The organism is Aliivibrio sp. S4MY1 (assembly GCF_028765545.1).
In the GTDB taxonomy this organism is placed as follows: domain Bacteria; phylum Pseudomonadota; class Gammaproteobacteria; order Enterobacterales; family Vibrionaceae; genus Aliivibrio.
The window spans coordinates 157,807-179,732 of the sequence record NZ_JARACP010000005.1 but is presented as its reverse complement, the minus strand read 5'-3'; the positions used below and the strand labels follow the sequence as shown (position 1 = coordinate 179,732).

Annotated in this window: 16 protein-coding genes; 11 read left to right on the top strand and 5 right to left on the bottom strand. The window is 38.5% G+C overall.

Annotation, left to right across the window (positions count from 1 at the left end; genetic code table 11):
* Positions 1 to 20 precede the first annotated feature (20 nt).
* The 3 genes from glgC to PVK71_RS07545 all read left to right on the top strand — a co-directional run bounded on the left by glgC (position 21) and on the right by PVK71_RS07545 (position 3,502).
* Positions 21 to 1,238, top strand: coding sequence for a glucose-1-phosphate adenylyltransferase (gene glgC / locus PVK71_RS07555; RefSeq protein ID WP_274418647.1), 1,218 nt, complete (start codon positions 21 to 23; stop codon positions 1,236 to 1,238).
* Positions 1,228 to 2,676: a glycogen synthase GlgA gene (gene glgA / locus PVK71_RS07550; RefSeq protein WP_274418649.1), complete on the top strand. Its 1,449-nt coding sequence runs from the start codon at positions 1,228 to 1,230 to the stop codon at positions 2,674 to 2,676. The genes glgC and glgA overlap by 11 nt, the downstream gene beginning before the upstream one ends.
* A 163-nt stretch (positions 2,677 to 2,839) precedes the next feature.
* Complete coding sequence (locus PVK71_RS07545) at positions 2,840 to 3,502, top strand: YoaK family protein (RefSeq protein ID WP_130043658.1); 663 nt, start codon at positions 2,840 to 2,842, stop codon at positions 3,500 to 3,502.
* 85 nt (positions 3,503 to 3,587) lie between these two features.
* On the opposite strand, the gene sstT is transcribed toward PVK71_RS07545, so the two are convergent.
* Positions 3,588 to 4,832: a serine/threonine transporter SstT gene (sstT, locus tag PVK71_RS07540; protein WP_274418654.1), complete on the bottom strand. Its 1,245-nt coding sequence runs from the start codon at positions 4,830 to 4,832 to the stop codon at positions 3,588 to 3,590.
* 194 nt (positions 4,833 to 5,026) lie between these two features.
* On the opposite strand from sstT, the gene PVK71_RS07535 reads away from it, so the two are divergent.
* Positions 5,027 to 5,968, top strand: a complete 942-nt coding sequence (locus PVK71_RS07535) for a chemotaxis protein CheV (protein WP_130048350.1) — start codon at positions 5,027 to 5,029, stop codon at positions 5,966 to 5,968.
* 279 nt (positions 5,969 to 6,247) lie between these two features.
* Here the strand turns inward: PVK71_RS07535 and glgX are convergent, their stop codons facing one another.
* A complete protein-coding gene (gene glgX / locus PVK71_RS07530; protein ID WP_274418657.1) occupies positions 6,248 to 8,203 on the bottom strand; it encodes a glycogen debranching protein GlgX in 1,956 nt (651 codons plus the stop codon).
* Between the two features lie 79 nt (positions 8,204 to 8,282).
* A complete protein-coding gene (malK, locus tag PVK71_RS07525; RefSeq protein WP_274418659.1) occupies positions 8,283 to 9,395 on the bottom strand; it encodes a maltose/maltodextrin ABC transporter ATP-binding protein MalK in 1,113 nt (370 codons plus the stop codon).
* A 425-nt stretch (positions 9,396 to 9,820) separates the two neighbouring features.
* Between malK and malE the strand changes: the two genes are divergently transcribed.
* From malE to malG, 3 genes are all read left to right on the top strand, one after another.
* Positions 9,821 to 11,005, top strand: coding sequence for a maltose/maltodextrin ABC transporter substrate-binding protein MalE (gene malE / locus PVK71_RS07520; RefSeq protein WP_274418660.1), 1,185 nt, complete (start codon positions 9,821 to 9,823; stop codon positions 11,003 to 11,005).
* Between the two features lie 150 nt (positions 11,006 to 11,155).
* A complete protein-coding gene (malF, locus tag PVK71_RS07515; protein WP_274418661.1) occupies positions 11,156 to 12,700 on the top strand; it encodes a maltose ABC transporter permease MalF in 1,545 nt (514 codons plus the stop codon).
* A gap of 80 nt (positions 12,701 to 12,780) precedes the next feature.
* A complete protein-coding gene (gene malG, locus PVK71_RS07510; RefSeq protein WP_130043664.1) occupies positions 12,781 to 13,671 on the top strand; it encodes a maltose ABC transporter permease MalG in 891 nt (296 codons plus the stop codon).
* A gap of 213 nt (positions 13,672 to 13,884) precedes the next feature.
* On the opposite strand, the gene PVK71_RS07505 is transcribed toward malG, so the two are convergent.
* Positions 13,885 to 14,847 carry a sensor domain-containing diguanylate cyclase gene (locus tag PVK71_RS07505; protein ID WP_274418664.1) on the bottom strand — a complete coding sequence of 321 codons (963 nt, stop codon included), beginning with the start codon at positions 14,845 to 14,847 and terminating at the stop codon, positions 13,885 to 13,887.
* Complete coding sequence (locus PVK71_RS07500) at positions 14,844 to 15,833, bottom strand: response regulator (protein WP_274418666.1); 990 nt, start codon at positions 15,831 to 15,833, stop codon at positions 14,844 to 14,846. The genes PVK71_RS07505 and PVK71_RS07500 overlap by 4 nt, the downstream gene beginning before the upstream one ends.
* Before the next feature lie 267 nt (positions 15,834 to 16,100).
* Here PVK71_RS07500 and PVK71_RS07495 point away from each other — a divergent pair, with 267 nt between their 5' ends.
* From PVK71_RS07495 to PVK71_RS07480, 4 genes are all read left to right on the top strand, one after another.
* Positions 16,101 to 17,300, top strand: coding sequence for an acetate/propionate family kinase (locus PVK71_RS07495; RefSeq protein ID WP_274418746.1), 1,200 nt, complete (start codon positions 16,101 to 16,103; stop codon positions 17,298 to 17,300).
* A 189-nt stretch (positions 17,301 to 17,489) separates the two neighbouring features.
* Positions 17,490 to 19,304 (top strand): recombinase family protein, encoded by a 1,815-nt coding sequence (locus PVK71_RS07490; RefSeq protein WP_130048345.1) that lies wholly within the window; start codon positions 17,490 to 17,492, stop codon positions 19,302 to 19,304.
* Between the two features lie 664 nt (positions 19,305 to 19,968).
* Positions 19,969 to 20,511 (top strand): chromosome partitioning protein ParA, encoded by a 543-nt coding sequence (locus tag PVK71_RS07485; RefSeq protein WP_130048344.1) that lies wholly within the window; start codon positions 19,969 to 19,971, stop codon positions 20,509 to 20,511.
* A complete protein-coding gene (locus PVK71_RS07480) occupies positions 20,501 to 21,907 on the top strand; it encodes a relaxase/mobilization nuclease domain-containing protein (RefSeq protein WP_130048343.1) in 1,407 nt (468 codons plus the stop codon). The genes PVK71_RS07485 and PVK71_RS07480 overlap by 11 nt, the downstream gene beginning before the upstream one ends.
* Positions 21,908 to 21,926 lie beyond the last annotated feature (19 nt).

Sequence of the window (21,926 nt, the reverse complement as noted above, 5' to 3'; positions counted from 1 at the left end):
AATAATCTCAAGGAGAGAAAATGGCTGGTGTATTAGGAATGATTTTGGCAGGAGGTGAAGGCTCACGTCTTCGTCCGTTAACGGAGTCTCGTACAAAACCTGCAGTACCGTTTGGTGGTAGTTACCGTTTAATTGATTTTGCATTAAATAACTTTGTAAATGCTGATTTAATGCGAATTTATGTCTTAACTCAATTTAAGTCACAGTCTCTATTCCAACATATGAAAAAAGGTTGGAATGTAAATGGAATTACCGATCGCTTTATCGATCCTGTTCCTGCTCAAATGCGTACAGGAAAGCGTTGGTATGAAGGAACAGCCGATGCTATTTATCAAAATATTAGCTTTATTGAAGCATCAGAGCCGGAGCATGTATGCATTTTTGGTTCTGATCATATCTACAAAATGGATATTCGACAAATGCTCGATTTCCATAAGAAAAAACAAGCAGCACTGACTGTTTCTGCACTTCGTATGCCTGCGAAAGATGCAACAGGTTTTGGTGTTATTGAAGTTGATGAGCATGGGAAAATGATTGGTTTTGAAGAGAAACCAGCAAATCCAAAATGTATTCCAGGCCAACCAGGCATTGCTCTTGTTTCTATGGGAAATTACATTTTTGAATCTGAAAGTTTATGTAAAGAGCTGAAATATGATGCAGATCTTGCAGATTCGTCGCACGATTTTGGTAAAGATATCATTCCTAAGATGTTCCCTGAAGGAAATGTCTATGTTTATGATTTCAGTACTAACCATATTACGGGTGAAAAAGAAGAGGTATATTGGCGTGATGTAGGTACGATTGAATCGTACTGGGAAGCACATATGGATCTTCTTAAAAAGGACGCTCCATTCTCTTTGTATAACCGAAAATGGCCTCTTCATACGTACTATCCACCATTACCACCAGCCACATTTACTGATTCTGATAACGGCCGTGTGCAAATTATCGATAGTTTTGTATGTGGTGGTAGCTATGTTCGAGGCTCTCGTATTGAAAAATCAGTTTTAGGCTTCCGTAGCAATATTGCTTCAGCGTGTGATATTAGTGAAAGTATTCTTTTGGGTGATGTAAAAATTGGCGAAGGTTGTGTTTTACGCCGTGTTATCGTCGATAAAGGTGTAGATATTGCCCCTGGAACTGAAATTGGTGTTAATCTTCAAGAAGATAAGAAAAAATATCATGTTTCAGACGAGGGTATCGTAGTTATCCCTAAAGGAGAGAGAATTGGTTACTAAGACGCTTTCAATTTTATTTGTAGCATCTGAGGTCGAAGGATTGATCAAAAGTGGAGGCTTGGCCGATGTTGCCAAGGCTCTGCCTAAATCGCTTAAAAAGTTAGGTCATAATGTCAGCATTGCAATGCCTGCTTATATCACTATTCCAGGTCGAGATGACGCAGATATCTTATTGACTACAAAATTAGAGCACTGGCCACACACCGCATATCAAGTTCGAGCGTTAGACGTGGACGGTGTACCTGTATTTGCTATCGAGTGTGCAGAGTATTTTGATCGTACAGAAATGTACGCAGAAAATAATCAAGCGTATGCTGATAATGGTGAGCGTTTTGCTTTTTTTAGTGCGGCTTGTCTAGATATGCTGCCAAAATTGAACATTAAGCCAGAAATCATTCATGCTAATGATTGGCATACAGGCTTAGTCCCATACCTACTGAAAAAACGTTATAGCAATGATGCGTTTTTTGCACAAACCCGAAGTGTGCTTTCTGTTCATAATGCGGTGTTTAAAGGTATCTTCCATTATGATGAGATTGAATGCCTTTCTGAGTTTAAATCACATTATGTGCCAGAAGCGGCTGTCAGTCATAGCCATGTCAGCTTACTTAAAGCAGGAGTGTTATGTGCAGATAAAATTAATGCAGTAAGCCCTACGTATGCCAAAGAGCTGCTGACAGAGCTTGGTTCTCATGGTATGGCTAATGAATTTCAGTCAAGAGAAGCCGATCTGTTTGGTATTCTGAATGGCTGTGATTACAGTGAGTGGAGCCCTGAAGTAGATAGTTTTATACCTAAACAGTTTAAAGCAAATCGTATCAGCATGGTTCGAGGCAAAAAAGCGTGTAAAGCGGCTTTGCAAGCAGAAGTGAATCTTCCTCAAAAAGATGTTGCTATCTATGGCATGGTTTGTCGTTTGACTAACCAAAAAGGCATTCATTATCTATTACCAATCTTAGAACAGTTCTTAAAAAATGATGTTCAAGTCGTTATTGTGGGTACTGGAGATCCCTTTTTGGCGAACCAACTGGCTGAGATCTCTGCGATTCATAGCGATAAATTTGCTTTTGTTGAAGCTTACAGTAATAAGTTAGCACACTGGGTAGAAGCGGCTTCAGACTTCTTTTTAATGCCATCAGAATTTGAACCTTGTGGCTTAAATCAAATGTATAGCATGGCTTATGGCACATTACCGATTGTGCGAGAAGTTGGTGGTCTTAAGGACAGTGTTATTGATTATGATACTGACTCTGAAAATGCGACAGGCTTTAGTTTTAAAAAACCAGATCCAATAGAATTACTGTTGGTACTAATGCGTTCTTTATTACTGTATAGCCAAGATCTTAATGAGGTTAAGCGTGTGCAGTTACATGCAATGACGCAAAATTTTAGTTGGGATGAAGCGGCAGATAAGTACCTTAAAATGTATTTGTCGTAATTTGAATAAAACAGTTAATTGACAATATTTAGAGGAAAGGCATTACGTCTTTCCTTTTTATTTAAGGTCGATAAGTGTATAGGATAAGATAAATTTTTCTGAAACTGTATCTTGACGTTACTTGGGTATAGAATAACGCTCTTTACTGGCTAGGTATCGCATTGTGATTTCAAAACTTCCTAAATGGGTCGAATATGGCACCTTCTTTCTAGCACTTTTAGCTGGGATCACTAACTCAGTAGGCTTACTGGGTTTTCAGCATCAATCTATCTCTCATCTCTCTGGTACAGCAACGTTGCTTGGAACTCAACTGCTTGGGTTCAATGAAACAACATGGCACTTATTCTTTATCATCTTTAGCTTTATCTTAGGCTCTTCATTAAGTAGCTTAATTGTCGGTTGTACCGCATTAAAATTAGGGCGACGATATAATTTCGCACTCTGTATTGAAAGTATTTTGTTGTTTACTGCAATGATTGTTTTAGGTGAAGGAAGTCAGTGGGGACATTACTTTGCTTCTGCAGCTTGTGGATTACAAAACGGCTTGGTTACCACTTATAGTGGTGCAGTAGTTCGTACCACGCATGTAACCGGAGTGCTTACTGATCTTGGGATTATGCTAGGTATGAAGTTAAAGGGAGAGCCGATTCATCGTCGTCGTTTAGCATTGTATTTATTTATCGCATTGGGCTTTGTGTTTGGTGGCGTGATTGGTGGTTATTTCTATCCTTTTCTTGGGATAAATACGCTAGCTATTCCTGCGACATTATGTGCGTTGTTAGCGTTTTCTTATTCAGTTTATTTATACCAACATAAAGATTATTAAGTAATCTTACTTAAGATTATCAAATAAAAATGGCCGCTAACTTAGCGGCCATTTTCAGTTTTAGTAACTAACGCTTAATTCAATATTAAGAGTTTGATGTTTGTACTAGTGGTTTGTATGGGTTATCAGCTTTACGGCACGCTGCTGTAGTAAAGATAACATCTGTTGAGCTATTTAGCGCCGTTTCAGCTGAATCTTGAACTACACCAATGATAAAGCCGATAGCAACGACTTGCATTGCAATATCATTTGAAATACCAAATAGGCTACATGCTAATGGAATAAGCAACAATGAACCGCCAGCAACACCTGAAGCCCCACATGCAGAAACCGCAGCAACTAGGCTAAGTAGTAATGCTGTAGCTAAATCAACTTCAACACCAGCTGTATTTACTGCTGCAAGCGTTAATACGGTAATTGTGATTGCAGCGCCTGCCATGTTAATCGTTGCACCTAGTGGAATTGATACTGAGTAAGTATCTTTGTGTAGGTTTAGACGTTCGCACAGTGCCATGTTTACCGGAATATTTGCCGCAGAACTTCGAGTGAAGAATGCCGTTACACCACTTTCACGTAAGCATAAGAAAACAAGTGGGTATGGATTACGTTTCGTACGGATAAATACGATAAGAGGGTTTACAACAAGGGCTATGAATGCCATTGAACCAAGCAGGACAGCTAATAGGTGAGAATAACTCGCTAGCGCATCAAAGCCTGTTTCAGCAAATGTGCTTGATACTAAACCAAAGATACCAATCGGAGCGAAACGAATAACAACAGTTACAATGTCTGAAATACAGTTCGATAGATCAATAAAGACTTTTTTGGTAGCATCAGAGGCAGAGTGTAGGCCTAAACCTAACGCGACAGCCCAGCCTAAAATACCAATGAAATTACCTGTTATTAACGCATTGATTGGGTTATCAATGATTTTAAACAGTAAAGTATGAAGGACTTCAGCAATCCCTTCAGGGGCGCTGTTAGTTGCAGCATCTGTAACTAAAGTAAGGGTTGTTGGAAAAAGGAAGCTCATAACCACAGCGGTTAATGAGGCACAAAAAGTACCCACTAAATACAAAACGATGACAGGTTTCATGTTTGAATCTTGTCCTCGTTTTTGGTTAGCGATAGAAGAGGCAACCAAAATGAAAACAAGGATAGGAGCAATTGCTTTAAGTGCGCTAACAAATAGCTGACCAAACAATCCCGCAGAAGTGGCGATATCTGGGGATAAGGTAGCAAGTGCAACACCTGCAATAATACCAATAAGTATTTGAATTATGATGTTTGTATTCATCATACGAACGAATAGGGGCTGGGCTTGCGACATATAAAATTCCTTTAAATGAGTACTACATGCATCTTATCTGATGCTTATGCGAAGAATGGTAACATTATTGTCTATTTTTTTGCACTATCTTGTTAAAGACTTCTCGAAAAATGCCGATATTATAGATAATTAATGAGTTATCAAACCAATAGTTGACTATATTATCAACGAAAATAATAAAATGAGCGATATATATGAGTGGAATGTTAAATAGTGTTGACCAACGTACTCAACTTGTAGGTGAAAATCGGTTGGAATTGTTGCTTTTTAAGCTTAATACAACTCAAATTTTTGCTATCAATGTATTTAAAGTTAAAGAAATTCTGAAAGTACCAAAGTTAACTAAGCTTCCAGGATCTCATTATCATATTTCAGGTGTTGCGAGTTTACGTGGTGAATCAGTACCAGTGATTGACTTGCGTGGTGCTATTGGTATGAAAGCGATGGGTAACGATGAAGAAATGAACTTGATTATTACCGAGTACAACCGAACGACTCAAGGGTTCTTAGTTGGCCAAGTGCAAAATATTATTAATACAACATGGGCAGACATACAGCCACCACCGAAAACGGTTGGGCGTCATAACTATCTTACAGCAATCACTCAAGTTGAAGTTGAGCCTGAGAATAGTCGCATTGTAGAGATTATCGATGTTGAAAAAGTGCTGGCCGAAATTATTGAATATGATATTTCTATTTCAGAAGGTGTATTAGATCAAGAGTTAGTAAATCATATGCATGGGCGTAGAGTACTGATTGTTGATGATTCAAGCACTGCTCGTACACAGGTGCGAAACACACTAGAGCAACTTGGTTTAGAAGTGATAGAAAAAAGTGATGGAAGACAAGCACTTAATTTACTAAAACAATGGTGTGATGAAGGCAAGAACATTAATGATGAAATATTATTGATGATCACCGATGCTGAGATGCCAGAAATGGACGGCTATCGTTTAACTCATGAAATCCGTACCGATCCTAGAATGAATGATTTATTTATTACCTTAAATACATCACTAAGCGGAAGCTTTAATGATGCGATGGTAGCAAAAGTAGGTTGTGACCGATTTATCTCTAAATTCCAGCCAGACTTGATTGTTGGAGTCGTTCAAGATCGTTTAGCTCAAATTATATAGAGCATGACGTATAGTATTTATATTGTGACAATAATGTTTTATTTTGGTAAGATTTTGACAGTTCCATGACATTGGGGCGACTAGAACAAGACACTTTGTCTTTTTACACATCAATTTAAGGTATATTGTTCGTATATGATCTGGATGACATCCAAGTTAGTAATTACGCTGATGGTTTTAGCGTATAGAACATATCACAAGGGACGTGTAAAATCGGAAGCTAAGCTTGATGATTAGCTTAGTCGATGAATTAAAAAGGAGGCTGATTAGCCTCCTTTTTTATTCTGCATTAAATATAGCGATAGATAGTGCTGAAAGGCTGTAATCAAAGATCACATGTTTTGATTCGATTGTGGAGTATTGGGTATTACAGACCAAAGCCCAGCGATTATGATGCTGAGATTTAGGCAACTCAAAACGAGTCGGTACATTGGACTGATTTATCATTATTAATAACTCTTTTTCACCATCATAAATGTTGAGGTGAAGACACAGTGCTTCGGCGCGGTGCCAATCACCATGGGTCATGTTATTTCCTTCAGGTGTATACCAATTTACTTTTTGCTTTGTTCGTTTACTGCCACTAAAGGCGTTAATCATGGGTACCATATGAGTTTGTCGTGCTTGGATTATATCGGCAAGCCAAACTTTAAATTCATCAGCATGCTTATCAAGTTTCCAATTTACCCAGCTAATATCACTGTCTTGGCAGTAAGCATTATTATTGCCTTTTTGAGTGTGCGAGCAAGCATCGGCAGCAAGAAGGTGAGGAATACCAAAACTAAATAATAATGTTGTTATCATATTGCGCTTTTGTTTCTCACGTAACGCAATAATCCTTGAGTTCGTTGTCTCTCCCTCGACGCCATAATTATCTGAGCGGTTATCTCCATGACCATCTCGGTTATCTTCACCATTAGCATGATTATGACGTTCTTTATAGCTTACGAGGTCTTGAAGCGTAAACCCGTCATGATAACTTACATAATTTACCGGTAATTTGTGCGGCCATCGAGAAGCACTGACAAGATCACGAGAACCCATAATTCGAGTTGCAATGGATTTTAGATAATTTTGCTCGCCGCGCCAAAAGCTCTTAGTCGTGTCACGAAATTTATCGCTACATTCATTCCAACCATCAGGAAACTCTCCAACTTGATAGCCATTCGGGCCAATATCCCAAGGTTCGGCAATCAACTTTACTTTTTGAAGAGTAGGATCCTGAGCAACCGCTTTAAAAAAAGCATTGTTAGGGTTAAATTGGTCATATTCTCGACCTAGTGTTGCAGCTAAGTCAAAACGAAATCCATCAACATGGTAATGCTCAACCCAATACCTTAAAGTATCCATGATTAAGTTGAGGCTTGGTTGATGAGTAATATCTAACGTGTTACCACAACCAGTATAATTAGTATAATTGCCATGGTGATGTAAATAATAATCTTGGTCTAACCCTTTTAAGTTAAACGTTGTACCGCCATTTCCACCTTCAGCGGTATGGTTATAAACGACATCTAAAATTACTTCGATATTGTTTTTATGTAGCTCCCTAATGGCTGTTTTTAGCTCATTGACCGCGTCTGATTTCGCGTATCTAGGATCTGGGGCCATAAAGGCAATCGGGTTGTATCCCCAGTAGTTCACCATATTCATCTTGAGAAGATGTGGTTCATGCATGCACGCGGCAATAGGAAGTAGCTGTACTGTAGTGATCCCTTGTTGTTTTAGATGGTTAATGTTTGCAGGATCAGCTAAGCCAAGGTATGTACCTCTAACAGACTCTTCAACGTCAGAATTTAGCAAGGTAAACCCTTTTACATGCGTCTCTAATAAAATGGTTTCAGAGCGAGGTATCATAGGTCTCTGACTTTCTTGCCAATCGAAATCGTTATTAACAACAACACATTGAGCTAATGTCCAACTTTGTTTAGCAGTATAGGGAACTTGATAGTGAGGACTATTTTTTAATGCTTTAGCATAAGGGTCGAGTAATAAAAGGGCCTCATTGTCTTGAATTATTTTGAAGCCATAAACAGTATGTTCAGTCACATCATCAATTAATGTGTACTTAATGGTTCCATATTCTTCCGTAAATGGGTGCTCTGTATGATTTCCATTATCATCAAAAATAATCAGAGAAATAGGGTATGGTGAAGCATGGTGCACAGAAAAGTTACACCCATTTTTTGTAAGCGTCGCACCGAGTGGGTACGGAAAGGCATGCTGTATGTTCACAATATTCCTCGAATAAACAACAAAAGCCCAATTGATGGTTGGGCTTTTAAAAATGAGATCATTACGATTAATGTAATATTTATTGAGCGCCAGCTTCTTTATAGAGCCTTTGGCACGCTTTTCCATCATTATGAAATAAGTGGCAGCGATGAGCGGGAATACCTACAGAAAATGTATCACCAGCCTCAACGAGTGCTGTATCTGGTACACGGTATATCATATCGGCATCGGCATCTTCAATTGTTAAATAAATTTGTGTTTCATATCCCAATTTTTCAACAACTAAAACATTTCCTTTAATAACTGCATCACCATTTTCTTCGGACACTAAATGTTCAGGGCGAACGCCTAATGACATTCTTTCACCGCGAGTAACATTTGTGCCATCAACCGGGATCCATAGTGTTGAGCCATTTTTAAACTGAACTTTAACTTGATTCTTTTCTACATCTTCAATAAAGACGCTAATAAAGTTCATTTTTGGAGAGCCAATAAAGCCAGCAACAAAACGATTTTTTGGGTAATGATATAGCTCTAGTGGCGCACCAACTTGAGAAACATATCCGCCATCAAGTACCACGATTTTCTCTGCCATTGTCATTGCTTCTACTTGGTCATGAGTTACGTAGATCATAGTACAGCCAAGTTTCTTATGCAGTTTGGCAATTTCGATACGCATTTGAACACGTAATGCGGCGTCTAGGTTTGATAAGGGCTCATCAAGAAGAAAAACGTTTGGTTGAGATACCAAAGTACGGCCAATAGCCACACGTTGACGTTGACCACCAGAAAGTGCTTTTGGTTGACGCTCTAGTAAGTGACCAAGTTGCAGGATATCAGCCGCGTGATCGACGCGCTTTTTGATCTCGGCTTTGTCGGCCTTTGCTAATTTGAGACCAAACGACATGTTATCAAATAAGTTCAAATGTGGATAAAGCGCGTAAGATTGGAATACCATCCCAACCCCACGTTTAGAAGGCTCGACGTCATTCATGCGTTTTTCACCCATGTATAAGTCGCCAGATGTAATGTCTTCTAAACCAGCAATACAACGCAATAAAGTGGATTTGCCACAGCCAGATGGCCCTACAAAAACAACAAACTCACCAGAGTTTATATCTAAATCAATATTCTTCGAGATTTTAACGTCGCCATAGGACTTGCAAACGTTGCGTAAAGTGACACTCGTCATTGTGTCTATCCTCATTTAATTTTAAATAATTTTTACCAACTACTTATTCAGCTTGGTATTAGCTATGCGCTTTTATAGTGTCATTCTTAAGCAAAAGAGCGAAAACGTCATCCTCCTCCTTCCTATTTTTTTTGGGGGAGTAGGGGGGAGGAGTACGTACGTCACATTTTTAATAAATATCGATGGAGTTCAAAGTTTTTTTAAATTTCAATGTGAGGTGAATCGCATTTGAATGGCATTCTGTGATGTGGCGCAATATCAATTAAGTTTTAGATCACGCTTTTACGTCATAAAGAAAAAGGCGTAGAGAGTAGGATGATGAATTCAACGTGAGAATTTATGAAAATACATCCTGAAAATAGAATCATCACCTACTTTTACCTAACCCTACGGATGATTCATTAATTATAAAGGAAGGATTCACAATGAAAAAAGTCCTCAGTACTGTCGCACTATGCACAATGGCAGCTCTTGGTTCAATTAACGCTTCTGCTGCAATCGAAGAAGGTCAACTTACTATTTGGGTGACTGGTGATAAGTCTTATGAAGGTATGGCTGAAGTAGGTAAACGATTTGAAGAAGATACCGGTATTAAGGTAACGGTTGCTTTTCCTGATAAAGCAGAAGAGAAGTTTGCTCAAGTCGCTGCCGCAGGTGATGGCCCAGATATGATTTTCTATGCACACGACCGTTTTGGTGGTTTTGCTGAGGCTGGACTGTTAGCAGAAATCAAACCATCTGAAGGGCTGAAATCTGAAATCGTAGATTTTGCTTGGGACGCGGTAGAGTATAAAGGAAAAACAATTGCATACCCAATCGCGATAGAGTCGGTTTCATTAATTTATAATAAAGCAATCATCAAAACGCCACCAAAAAATTGGGAAGATATTCCAGCATTAGATAAAGAACTAATGGCTAAAAACCAAAAAGCAATCATGTGGCCTTTACGTGGTGGCGCTTACTTCACATGGCCTCTACTTGCTGCAGATGGTGGATATGCCTTTAAGAAAACGGCTGATGGTTATGATATTAAGAACGCAGGTGTGAACCAAAAAGGGGTTCAAGATGCGATGAGCTTTATCGAAAAAATGGTAAAAGATAAAACCATTTCTGCAGATATGGATTACTCAGTTGCCGAATCTGAATTTGTAAAAGGCAATGTTGCAATGATGATTAACGGTCCTTGGGGCTGGGCAAACATTGAAAAAGCTGGCATCGACTATGGCGTAACAACCTTGCCTAAATTCCACGGTCAAGCATCTAAACCATTTGTTGGAGTTTGGGTTGGTGGTATTAGTGCTGTTTCTCCAAACAAAGATCTTGCTGTTGAATTTTTTGAAAGCTACTTATTGACAGATGAAGGTTTAAAAAGTCTGAATGATGATAAGCCACTAGGCGCAGTAGCCTTAAATTCATACCAAGCACAATTAGGAAATGATTCTCGTATCGCAGCGACAATGGACAATGCAATGAATGGTGAAATTATGCCAAATATTCCACAGTTCACGACGTTCTGGTACAGCATGGAAGAAGCTCTTGGTAATGTGGTCGATGGTCGTCAAATGATCAATGATGCATTAGCAGCAGCAGAACAACGCATGACTAAGTAAGTCGAAATATAAAGAGGGAGAGCTGGGATTTCCATTTCTTCCTCTTTAAATATTATTATCAAATTACCCTCTATATACCCATCGTAGTAAGTTTGTTATCGCTATTAATTGACTTACTAGGTTGGTATTTTTAAAAAGGTCTTGGAGCTTATGACAACAGCAGTCGCTTCGCATTCAAATTATAAATCATTGGCAAAATGGGGACTTTTATCCGCTATTGCAGCGATAAATGGTTATGTTTGCGTACTTATGTATTCTCGTGGTGAAACTGCATTTGCAATGTTAACGCTTGTATTAACATCGTTAGCTGTTTATGTGTTTGGTAGTAAAAAAACGTATGCACATCGATATACCTTCCCTGGTATTGCGGGCATGATTTTATTCATTATTTTCCCATTGGTTTATACCGTAGGGTTGGCATTTACCAATTACAGTGCAACGAACCAAGTTACCTTAGAGCGTGCTCAAGCAGTTCATCTATCAAAGACGTATCAAAGTGGTAAGAGCTATAAGTTTCAATTAATGAATCAAGGTGATGGCTACGCGTTAACGATTAAAGATTCAGGTCAACTGTTAGCAACAGAGACTTTTCAGATTTCAGAGGCGGTTGAGCGTCATTTAGATCTGAAGCCTGTAGAAACAGTGAAAGGAAAAAAAGCTAAGATCAAAGAGATCATTGCTAAGCGCCCAAGCTTAAATTTAATTACCTTGTCTATGCCATCTGGTGAAGAAATTAAGATGAGTGGGTTACGTAAGTTTGCTGCGGTTGGACCACTGTTTGTATTACAAGATGATGGTGAAACGTTATACAACAAAAAAACAGAAACCTACTTCAAAGCAAACCATGAAACAGGGTTTTATCAAGAAGTAAATGATAAGGATGCTTTTGTTGGTGATCCTATCTCTCCTGGTTTTGTTGTTAATGTTGGCGCGGCGAACTTTGAGCGTATCTGGAAAGATGACGGTATTAAAGAACCATTTATTAGCATCTTTATTTGGACGGTTATTTTTGCAACTTGCACAGTGGTGTTCACTCTAGCCATTGGTTTGGTTCTTGCTGCGGTAGTGCAATGGGAAGAGTTAAAAGGCCGTGCAGTTTATCGTTTATTGCTTATTCTTCCTTATGCGGTTCCTGCGTTTATCTCTATTTTGATTTTCCGTGGTCTTTTTAACCAAAGTTTCGGTGAGATCAATATGTTATTAGAGAGTATGTTTGGGATTCAGCCTAATTGGTTCTCAGACCCGTTCACCGCCAAAACAATGGTATTAATTGTAAACACTTGGTTAGGCTTCCCTTACATGATGATCTTATGTATGGGTTTATTAAAATCGATACCTGAAGATTTATACGAAGCATCAGCGATTGATGGCGCTGGGCCAATTCAGAATTTTTTCAAAATCACAGTACCAATGATGGTTAAACCATTAACCCCGTTGTTGATTGCTGCATTTGCCTTTAACTTTAATAACTTTGTAATGATTGCGTTATTAACTAAAGGTGGGCCAAACATGATTGGAACGACTGAACCTGCCGGTTATACCGATTTACTAGTAAGTTATACGTATCGAATCGCGTTTGAGGGCAGTGGTGGCCAAGACTTCGGTTTAGCAAGTGCAATTGCAACACTTATTTTCTTATTGGTTGGTGGCTTAGCGTTACTGAACCTACGTTTTACCAAATTATCAAATAACTAAACTAATAATAGTTAAGTAGCTATTTATAACGAAAATTGTATTTAGCTACTTGCAGACTAAATAAATAAGGATTCATTGATATGGCAATGGTTCAAGGAAAAAACTTAAAGTACCGCGTTTGGGCAACTCATGTAGCAATGTGGGTATTTTTAGCAATGATTATATTCCCACTGCTAATGGTTATTACGATTTCATTCCGTGAAGGTAACTTCGCTACAGGTAGCATTATTCCTGAAAATCCATCATTAGAGCACTGGAAATTGGCTCTAGGGATTGCAGTAGAGCACGCAGATGGCTCAACCACGCAACCTCCATTCCCTGTTCTTACTTGGTTATGGAATTCTGTAAAAATAGCAGCCATCAGCTCTATACTGATTGTTGCATTATCGACAACAAGTGCTTATGCGTTTGCAAGATTGCGTTTTAAAGGCAAAGAAACCATCCTTAAAGGTATGATGATTTTCCAAATGTTCCCAGCAGTTTTAGCGCTTGTGGCACTGTATGCTCTGTTTGATAAGTTAGGCCAGTACATTCCATTCTTAGGTTTGAATACGCATGGTGGTTTGATATTCGCTTATTTAGGAGGGATAGCCTTACACGTTTGGACGATTAAAGGCTATTTTGAAACTATTGATAATTCATTAGAAGAAGCGGCAGCATTAGATGGCGCAACACCATGGCAGGCATTCCGTTTAGTATTGTTACCATTATCGGTGCCAATTCTTGCAGTTGTGTTCATTTTGTCTTTTATTGGGGTAATTACTGAGGTTCCGGTAGCATCTTTACTACTTTCTGATGTAAACTCGTACACATTAGCAGTTGGTATGCAACAATATTTATACCCTCAGAACTACTTATGGGGTGATTTTGCGGCCGCTGCCGTATTATCAGCATTACCTATTACATTGGTTTTCTTACTTGCTCAGAAATTCCTTGTGGGTGGTTTGACAGCCGGTGGTGTAAAAGGATAACGATAATTATACGAACCCGACACATTTTGGGCAGGGTTCATTTGCGTAAAGAGCTTTATGATGGTTTGGTCGCCGATCGGTAAAGTGTTCAGCGCAGTATTGGCATTACGCATAGCTGGGTAAGTGTTGCAGGATGCAACTTTACTTCTTGTAATCAGAGCCTGAGTATTATCACTCAGGCTTTTTTCTGCCTATGTTTTTATTAGATTGGTGTTACTTAATGGCGGGGTGGTAGATAGTTGATTGATTTCGACCATGTTCTTTTGAGTAATAGAGCGCCTTATCTGCCATTTCTAACCAAGTTAAATAGTCATCATTGTCGGCTGATAATTCACAAATACCTATGCTAATTTTATAGCTTATAATCACATTATCGCAGTTAACTTCTGCTTTCTCTATACGTTTTCGTAATCGTTCTGCAAAATATAATGCTTGCTCAGCGTTCGTTCCTGGAAGGATAACGGTAAACTCTTCGCCACCGTAACGACCACAGATGTCTGTATTTCTTGAGGTTTTACGAAGTAAATCAGCAGCGTTACGGATCACCTCATCACCAGCTGTGTGGCCATAAGTATCATTTACTTTTTTAAAATGGTCGATATCAAAGATCACAACAGAGGCGGTAGAACCAGACATTTTAGCTTGTTCAAACTCTCTCTTTAAGCAGGACTCCCAGTAAGCACGATTAAACAGTTTAGTTAAACCATCCGTTTTACTGAGATTCGATAATTGTTGATTTGACTCTTGTAAATGCAGCTTGTTTTTTGCTATATCAGTTACATCATTAATCACCAAACTAACATGAGAAACTTGGCCATTTAAGGAGGTTAGTGGTGAGAAAGTAATGTTTTGACGCATTTCAGTCAAACCATTAGAGATCGGAGTAAAGTTCTTAAACTTAAATAAGTAAGGCCGATCCTCCCAGCATGAAAACCCACGAGAGTTTAAGGTAAAAGAAGCGTCAACTTTCTTTCGTAACCACGTTTCTGGCAATTCAGGAACAACATCAAAAATAACTTTTCCAAGGATCTTATCTGAGGTGATACCACTGTAAGATTGCATAAAGCCATTCCACGCACATACTTGAAAATGTTTGTCTAACACAATTAAGCCAGCATCGAGATCGTAAATAACTTGCATTGCCCAATGAAAGTCACTCATATCTGAGGTTATCATAATACACTCTCCAAAATAGACTTAATGGCAGTTAAAGAGTCGTTATCCATTAAAAAAATAACATCGCACTTTAAATCGATAGCTTCTGCAGAGTAGACAAATTCGATAGTGAAAATGTCGCTCTCATACTCTTTAAGAAAAGAGGGAGTGTGTTTTAATGCGACTTTTAATTGCTCTGTTTCTAATACAATAGGCTGACGTAATGAAATGTTGATATCTAACTGTTTATTGAATGAAGAAAGAAAAGAGGAAACTAGAAGGTTAGAGATATCTAAAATAGCTTCATGGGTTGTTATTTGTTCTTCTCCATTATCAACGCTTAACAATTCGGATAATTCGTTACCGTGCAAACAGACGAGAGCCTCACCATTAATGCCATTACCAACAAAACGTTGGGAAATAGCTCGGTATTCAGAGTTATTAACAATATCTTGTAATGTCATTTGCAATTCTGAATGATGCAAAGAGGCAACATTTGGTAGTGGCATATCGATAAAGCGATCAAATTGTTCTGAGATAAGAGCGGCACTGGTACCTAAAGCCACATTGCTAATTTCTCTAATATTAGCAATAACCTCTGAAAAAGTAAGGCTACGATTATGGTTATGTATTGCGATTTTAGAGCTTGGAGTAATGCCATAACGATGAAGCAATTTTGCTATTTCTTCAGGTTTAAAGGGCTTTTCAATAAATTCATTTGCACCAAGTTCATAACAGCGTTGCTTTGCTTTTTCCTGGATATCTCCTGAAATAACAATTATTTGAGTTGATTTGGCGTTGTTCGGGAACTGCTCAAGAACCTTAAACCCATCCAATACTGGCATGGTCAAATCAAGAAAGAGTACATCAATCGAATGCTCTTTTAATATAGCCAAACCTTGAGCACCGTCTTCAGCGTAGTGAAGCGTAATCTCAGAAGTAAGCATTATATGCTTTGAGAGCACTTTACGTGCGATGGCAGAATCATCACAGATTAATATATTCATACTAAGTTAGTCAAAATTTGAACGGTATGTCATTATTATTATTATAGGAGCCTAAATCAATGATTTTATGTTGATTTTTCATTATTAAGATTGAGGGCGGGTAACAGCCTATATTTACTAATGTTGATCTAGAATAAGGAATTGATAAATAAAATATGAATAAACAAAAACAAAAGTTGAATAATTAAAAAAAAGTTGAATAATAGAAGGGTAACAAAAGGCACAGATCTATGTGCAACCTACAGATGTATAATAAAGAGAATAATGATGAACAACGAATACGTATTAGTTATCAATTCAGGCAGCTCTTCACTAAAGTTTGCTGTTATCGATTCTGCTTCTGGTGATGCAGTATTAAGTGGCCTTGGTGAGTGTTTTGGTCTGGAAGATGCTCGTATGAGCTGGAAGTATCAAGGACAGAAAACTGAAATAGCCATTGAAGGCGAAGAGAACCACCATAAAATTGCAATTGGCAAATTAGTAGGGCTGACTGAAGAGTTAGACTTTACTGATGGTATTGTTGCAATTGGTCATCGTATCGTTCACGGTGGTGAAAAATTCACACAAACAGTTCGCATTTCTGAAGAAGTAACTCAAGAGATTGAGAGCCTATCAGATCTTGCTCCATTACATAACCCAGCAGGTGCTATTGGTATCCGTGCTGCTGTTGAAGCCTTCCCTTCTCTTCCTCAATTTGCGGTATTTGACACAGCGTTCCACCAAACTATGCCAAAGCGTGCATACACGGGTGCTATTGCTAAAGAGTTATATACTGATTTTGGTGTTCGTCGCTACGGTTTCCACGGTACAAGTCACTATTTCGTAAGCCGTGAAGCTGCGAAAATGATTAACAAGCCAATCGAAGAATCGAGTTTTATCTCTGTTCACCTAGGTAATGGCGCATCAGTTTGTGCAATTAAAGACGGTAACAGTGTTGATACGTCAATGGGCTTTACACCGCTTTCTGGCTTAATGATGGGTACACGTTGTGGTGACTTAGATCCAGGCATCATTGAGTACCTACTTAAGAAAGGTTGGTCACAAGAGCAAGTATTTAACTCTCTAAACAAAGAGTCTGGTTTCCTAGGTGTGTCTGGTCTAACAAGTGATGCTCGCGGTATCCTTGAAGCAATGGAAGAGGGACACGAAGGTGCTACATTAGCATTCCAAGTGTTTACATACCGTGTTGCTAAGTACGTGGCTTCTTACCTAGCTGCATTAGATTCTTTAGATGGCATCATCTTCACTGGTGGTATCGGTGAGAATTCATTACCAATTCGTCGTGAAATCTTAAACAACCTTAAAATTCTAGGTTTTGTTGAAGATGTTGCAGGTAACGAAGGTGCTCGTTTTGGCGCTGATGGCATTATTGCTAAATCAGAAATGCTGAACGCTGTTGCAATGGTTATCCCAACCAATGAGGAAAGAGTGATAGTATCGCAGTCAGTGGCGTTACTTTCAAAGTAGTCGTCTCTTATAGGAACAGCAAAGGGCTAACACTAGTGTTAGCCCTTTTTTTATCTTTAATTCATGGGTTTGCGATCTTGATCGCTAAAATACAACTTAGAGTATTGATCAATTCCTCAAAGGTGCAATAATAACCCCAACACCATATGAGAGAACAATAGTACCTTTTAATGTTTCTAAGGATATAAAATGAATAAAGCTACAACTCTCTTAAATACCCACACTGCATATATCTACTCTCGTGTAAGCAAAGAAGCACAAGTTAATGGAGACGGTCTTCGTCGTCAGATTGATAATGCTTTTCGATTTATTGATTCAAAAAATAGAGAATTGATGGAGAAGGGCTTACCAACTTATGTCGTAGCAGACGAATTAATTACGGATAGGGGTCTATCTGCATACAAAGGTTACAACACTGCGGCTAATGGTGGGTTAGGTGCCTTTTTGGAAGCGGCTAAAAGAGGCGAGGTAAAGCGAGGCTCACTGTTAGTGGTTGAAGCAGTTGATCGTATAAGTCGAATGCCAGCCGATGAGTCACGTAAAACATTCGGCTTGTTCAAAGAGTATGGTATTGATGTCGCCATTGTGAAGTTTGGTGTAATTATAAAACATAGTGAAAGTACAACTCTTGAGAATGATTTATTGATCACCGCAGCAATCCACCTCGCACATATGGAAAGCCAGCAGAAGTCTAATAGGATTAATGACCGTTTCGAAGAAAAGCGTAAGCAAGAAAAGTTAGGTGGAGCTAAGCGCACAACTATTTGTCCGCTCTGGATGAAAATATCTGAAGATAAAAAGAGTTTTGAGTTAATACCAGATCGCGCTCGTGTAATGCGTCGTATTATTGATATGAAATTAAACGGTATGGGCTGTCAACGTATTGCTAGTACCCTTAATGAAGAGGGCGTACCTTATTTCAATGGTAAAACGTGGTCAACGCGTATCGTGCTTAAGTATTGCAAGATGATACAGCTATATGGCGCTTTTCAGAGAGTCCGTCATGTAAGAACGGAACACTGTACTCAGAAACAGCCTTGGGGTGATGTAGAGCAAAACTACTACCCTGCGTTAATCGACGAGCAAACATTCTTACGATTAAAGAACTCGTTTAAGAAATCGGGTGGACGACAAACAGGAGCTTTTAGTAACTTGTTTAGTGGCCTTCTTTGTTGTCCGAAGTGTGGCTCTTCAATGAGCTATTACAAACCAAACAGAGGAAGTCTTAAAGTTCGATGCAGAAAGCAGCTAGATAAACAAGGTTGCGACCAGAGGGCGTTAAACTATGAAGAAATCGAAGAACGTCTAATACGTGCTCTAGCTGGTTTAGATTACGCAAAGATCAATGATAGTAGTTTTATTGACGTAAGTGCAGAACTAAGTCTGTTAGAAGCCACTATAGCAGAGCTAAACGAGAACGTTAATGTTGTTGCTGCACAGCTTATGAAAAACACCGACCCGCGTATGTGCGAGACGCTTACGGACAAGCTTAGTCAGTTATATAATGAGATCGATTCCAATAAAGTTAGATTCGATGAGTTGTCTATTTTACATAGTAATTATGATATTTCGGTCATCGATAACTTAGAACTCAGTGAGAATAAAGATAGAGAGCGTTATAATCACTTTATTAAACAGTTCGTTAAATACATAATCTGCACTGATAAGAAGCAAGGTGGCTCTCTGAGAGTAGTGTTTAAAGCTGACGCTATAGGAGAGCTACCATTCAGCTTTGATGGCGATGATAGGAATGATAAGGCAGTAAGTGATGTATTCACAGCTAACAAGGCGGTTAGCCCGTCAAACACAATACGCACTATTAACATGGATAAAAGCTCTACAGTATATCTACCAATACTAAAAGAGATAACAGATGTTAAGCAACCAAATGACTTGAACGACACTAGGGATCGACTAAGGTATATGCACGCGATACGTGTTGCTGTGAGATTTAATCCAAGTAAGTGGGCCGAGATAGCTAAGAAAGCCCAGTTAAAGTATTGAAAAAAAACTTAATAATTACCGCCGTTAATTTAAATGATTACGGCGGTAATTTTTAAACGTATTTTCCTATCATTATTAAATAATAAATACTACTTCTATTATTCATTTTAATTAAACTGATTGATTATAGTAATTACATTGATAATAATTTAAAGTAATTCACTAATTATAAATATTAAATTTAAGATAAAATGCATTTAAAATAATTATCTTATTACTCTATAAGAGAGTAAACCTCTTTAAAAAATTACTCTACTATATAGTAATCTTGGTAATTACTCACTCTGCATAAGTACAAAAATAAAAATAATCCGTACTAGCTCTCTGCAAAATCCTTTTGTTTTTCATAAGCCTTAAATAAATTGAGTGGCTATGCTTTTAAAATATTTAATTACAATGGTTAAAAAGTAATACTTAAATCTCACAAAATAATAGATAATAAATATATGAGATTAATTCACCCCCTCTTTTTAATAATTAATCTGATGGCAAGCTGTGTCTGGTCGTCTATTTGTTCCAAATAGCTCCCAACCTTGTACTCCGCCTGTTAGTTGGTTGCACTAACCACCTTCGGTGTTAGCGCTAATAAGTCACTTGCTTTAACTATGTTTTAATAATTAGAAACGTACTACCAATAAAATAAAAATAATAAAAGGTAAATAAAATGAATGCATCATTATTGGATACTCTACGAAATACTAACCCTGACGATTTTAAAGCCATTGAGGCAGCGATTAAGGTAGTAAAGAAGGAGCAATATAAAGCAAGGAAGGAACCTGCTGAGCTACTAATTAAATCAGTTAAAACGAATCTTACTAATCTTGAGCATCAAGAACTAATAAAAAAGCAATGTGCTGCTGGATACTCAAAGTTATCTTCATTTATTCGCGATGTAATAAATAATGCAGTAAAAGTTAAACCAATTGTTTTAGAGCCGTCAAAAACCTTCTTCTCTAAAACATCTGATTTAACCAACTATATCGAAACAATCGCAGAGCACATAGAGTGCGGCAGGACTCTTAATAAAGACGAGGCAACAGCAACACTAATAGTGCTGCAAGGGCTTCGAAGAGAGTTCCAAGCCACAAGGCATCTTCTCGTTAATAGCTTTACTCAAGAGGCTGCTTACGAAGTCGCTAGAGAGCATCTGACCATAGAACAACTTCTAGCACTACTTCAAGAGAAGGAATGCCAACATGATCTATAAAGAACCAGATCAAAAGGGTGGAAAGCATTCCGCTTCAACTGCTGAAACGTTAGTTAACTATATCGCTGGCGATGATGAGCGAGTCGCTAAATACCTTGTTCAGTACGTTAAGGGCGACACTAAAGAAGCTGGCGCGGTTACTGAATTCATCTGCGCTAACAACATCCTTAATATCCCTGAGAACGCGAGGAGCGCATCAGGTGAAGATCTGGATATGTCAGCAGCAATAAGAGAAATGCAGGACTCGATCAAGCTTAACCCGAACGCCAAGCAGCAGTTTAAGCATATGATTGTTAGCCTTGATACTGACGAACACCTCAGTAAGGCACAATGGCGCAAGACAGTAAGGAAGCTCATGAGTTACTTAGGTTACGATAACTGCCGTTACATAGCCTTTAAGCATAACGATACTGATGAGCAGCATGTCCACATTGTTACTTCCACTATCGATACCATTACGCGTAAGCGTGTACGCGACTCATATAGCAAGATACGCGCTCAAGAGGTAATGAGAGAGTTAGAGAAGGAATTTGGATTACGTGAACTAGTTAGTAGTAAAGATATTGGTTATGACGTTAAAGCAGAGATTAACGATGCATCCATCTTCAACAAGAAAGCTCAGATAGCTCGGTTAGTAAAGCAAGGTATCAATAAGCTTACAGAAGGTTCTACGCTTGCTGATTTTGTTGTTGCTGTAGAGTCAACACATACCGATCTTAAAGTGGAGATACAACGCAAGGGTAATACTGCTACTGGCTTAGTGTTTAACCTTAATGAGATTCGCATGTCAGCCTCCCAACTAGGTGGTAATCGCAAGTACACGCTTGGTAAGCTGATAGGTAGCGGTATCTTAGATAAAGAGTGTAGATGCTTAGATAATCACGAAGAAGAGCTAGAGAGAGCGGCAAAGCACGCTCAGAAGCAATTGCTTGATGCTACTGCGGCTGCTGACGATAAACGCGATGAAGATAATAGAATCACACTGATTAAGTTCTCAGCAAGCGCTAGACACGCTAAAGAGGTTAATAACTTAATAAGCGACATGCGACTCGCAATGAGAGCGCGTAGAGCATCAAGGGGCGCTTCTGATGTTGCTTATGTAGTTGAAGTTAGGTCCGCACTTAAAGATTTGGGCGGAAGCATAGGAAACATCGCTGAAGCAATCATTGAGCATCTTCTTTATCAGCTTCTTGAGAATAAAGAAAAGGTGTATGCGGAACGCATGCAGAAAACATATAACTCAACGATCGTAGAAGAAATCAGCGAAACTGAGTATAAAAACTTTACTGCTAATGCGTATACTGAAATTTTAAATAAAGATAGTAAAAACAAAAAGGATAAAGTCTATAATGCTTTTGGCTCTGTTATAGATAAGGAATTACACATTCATAACTAATAATAAATGAACTTATCAA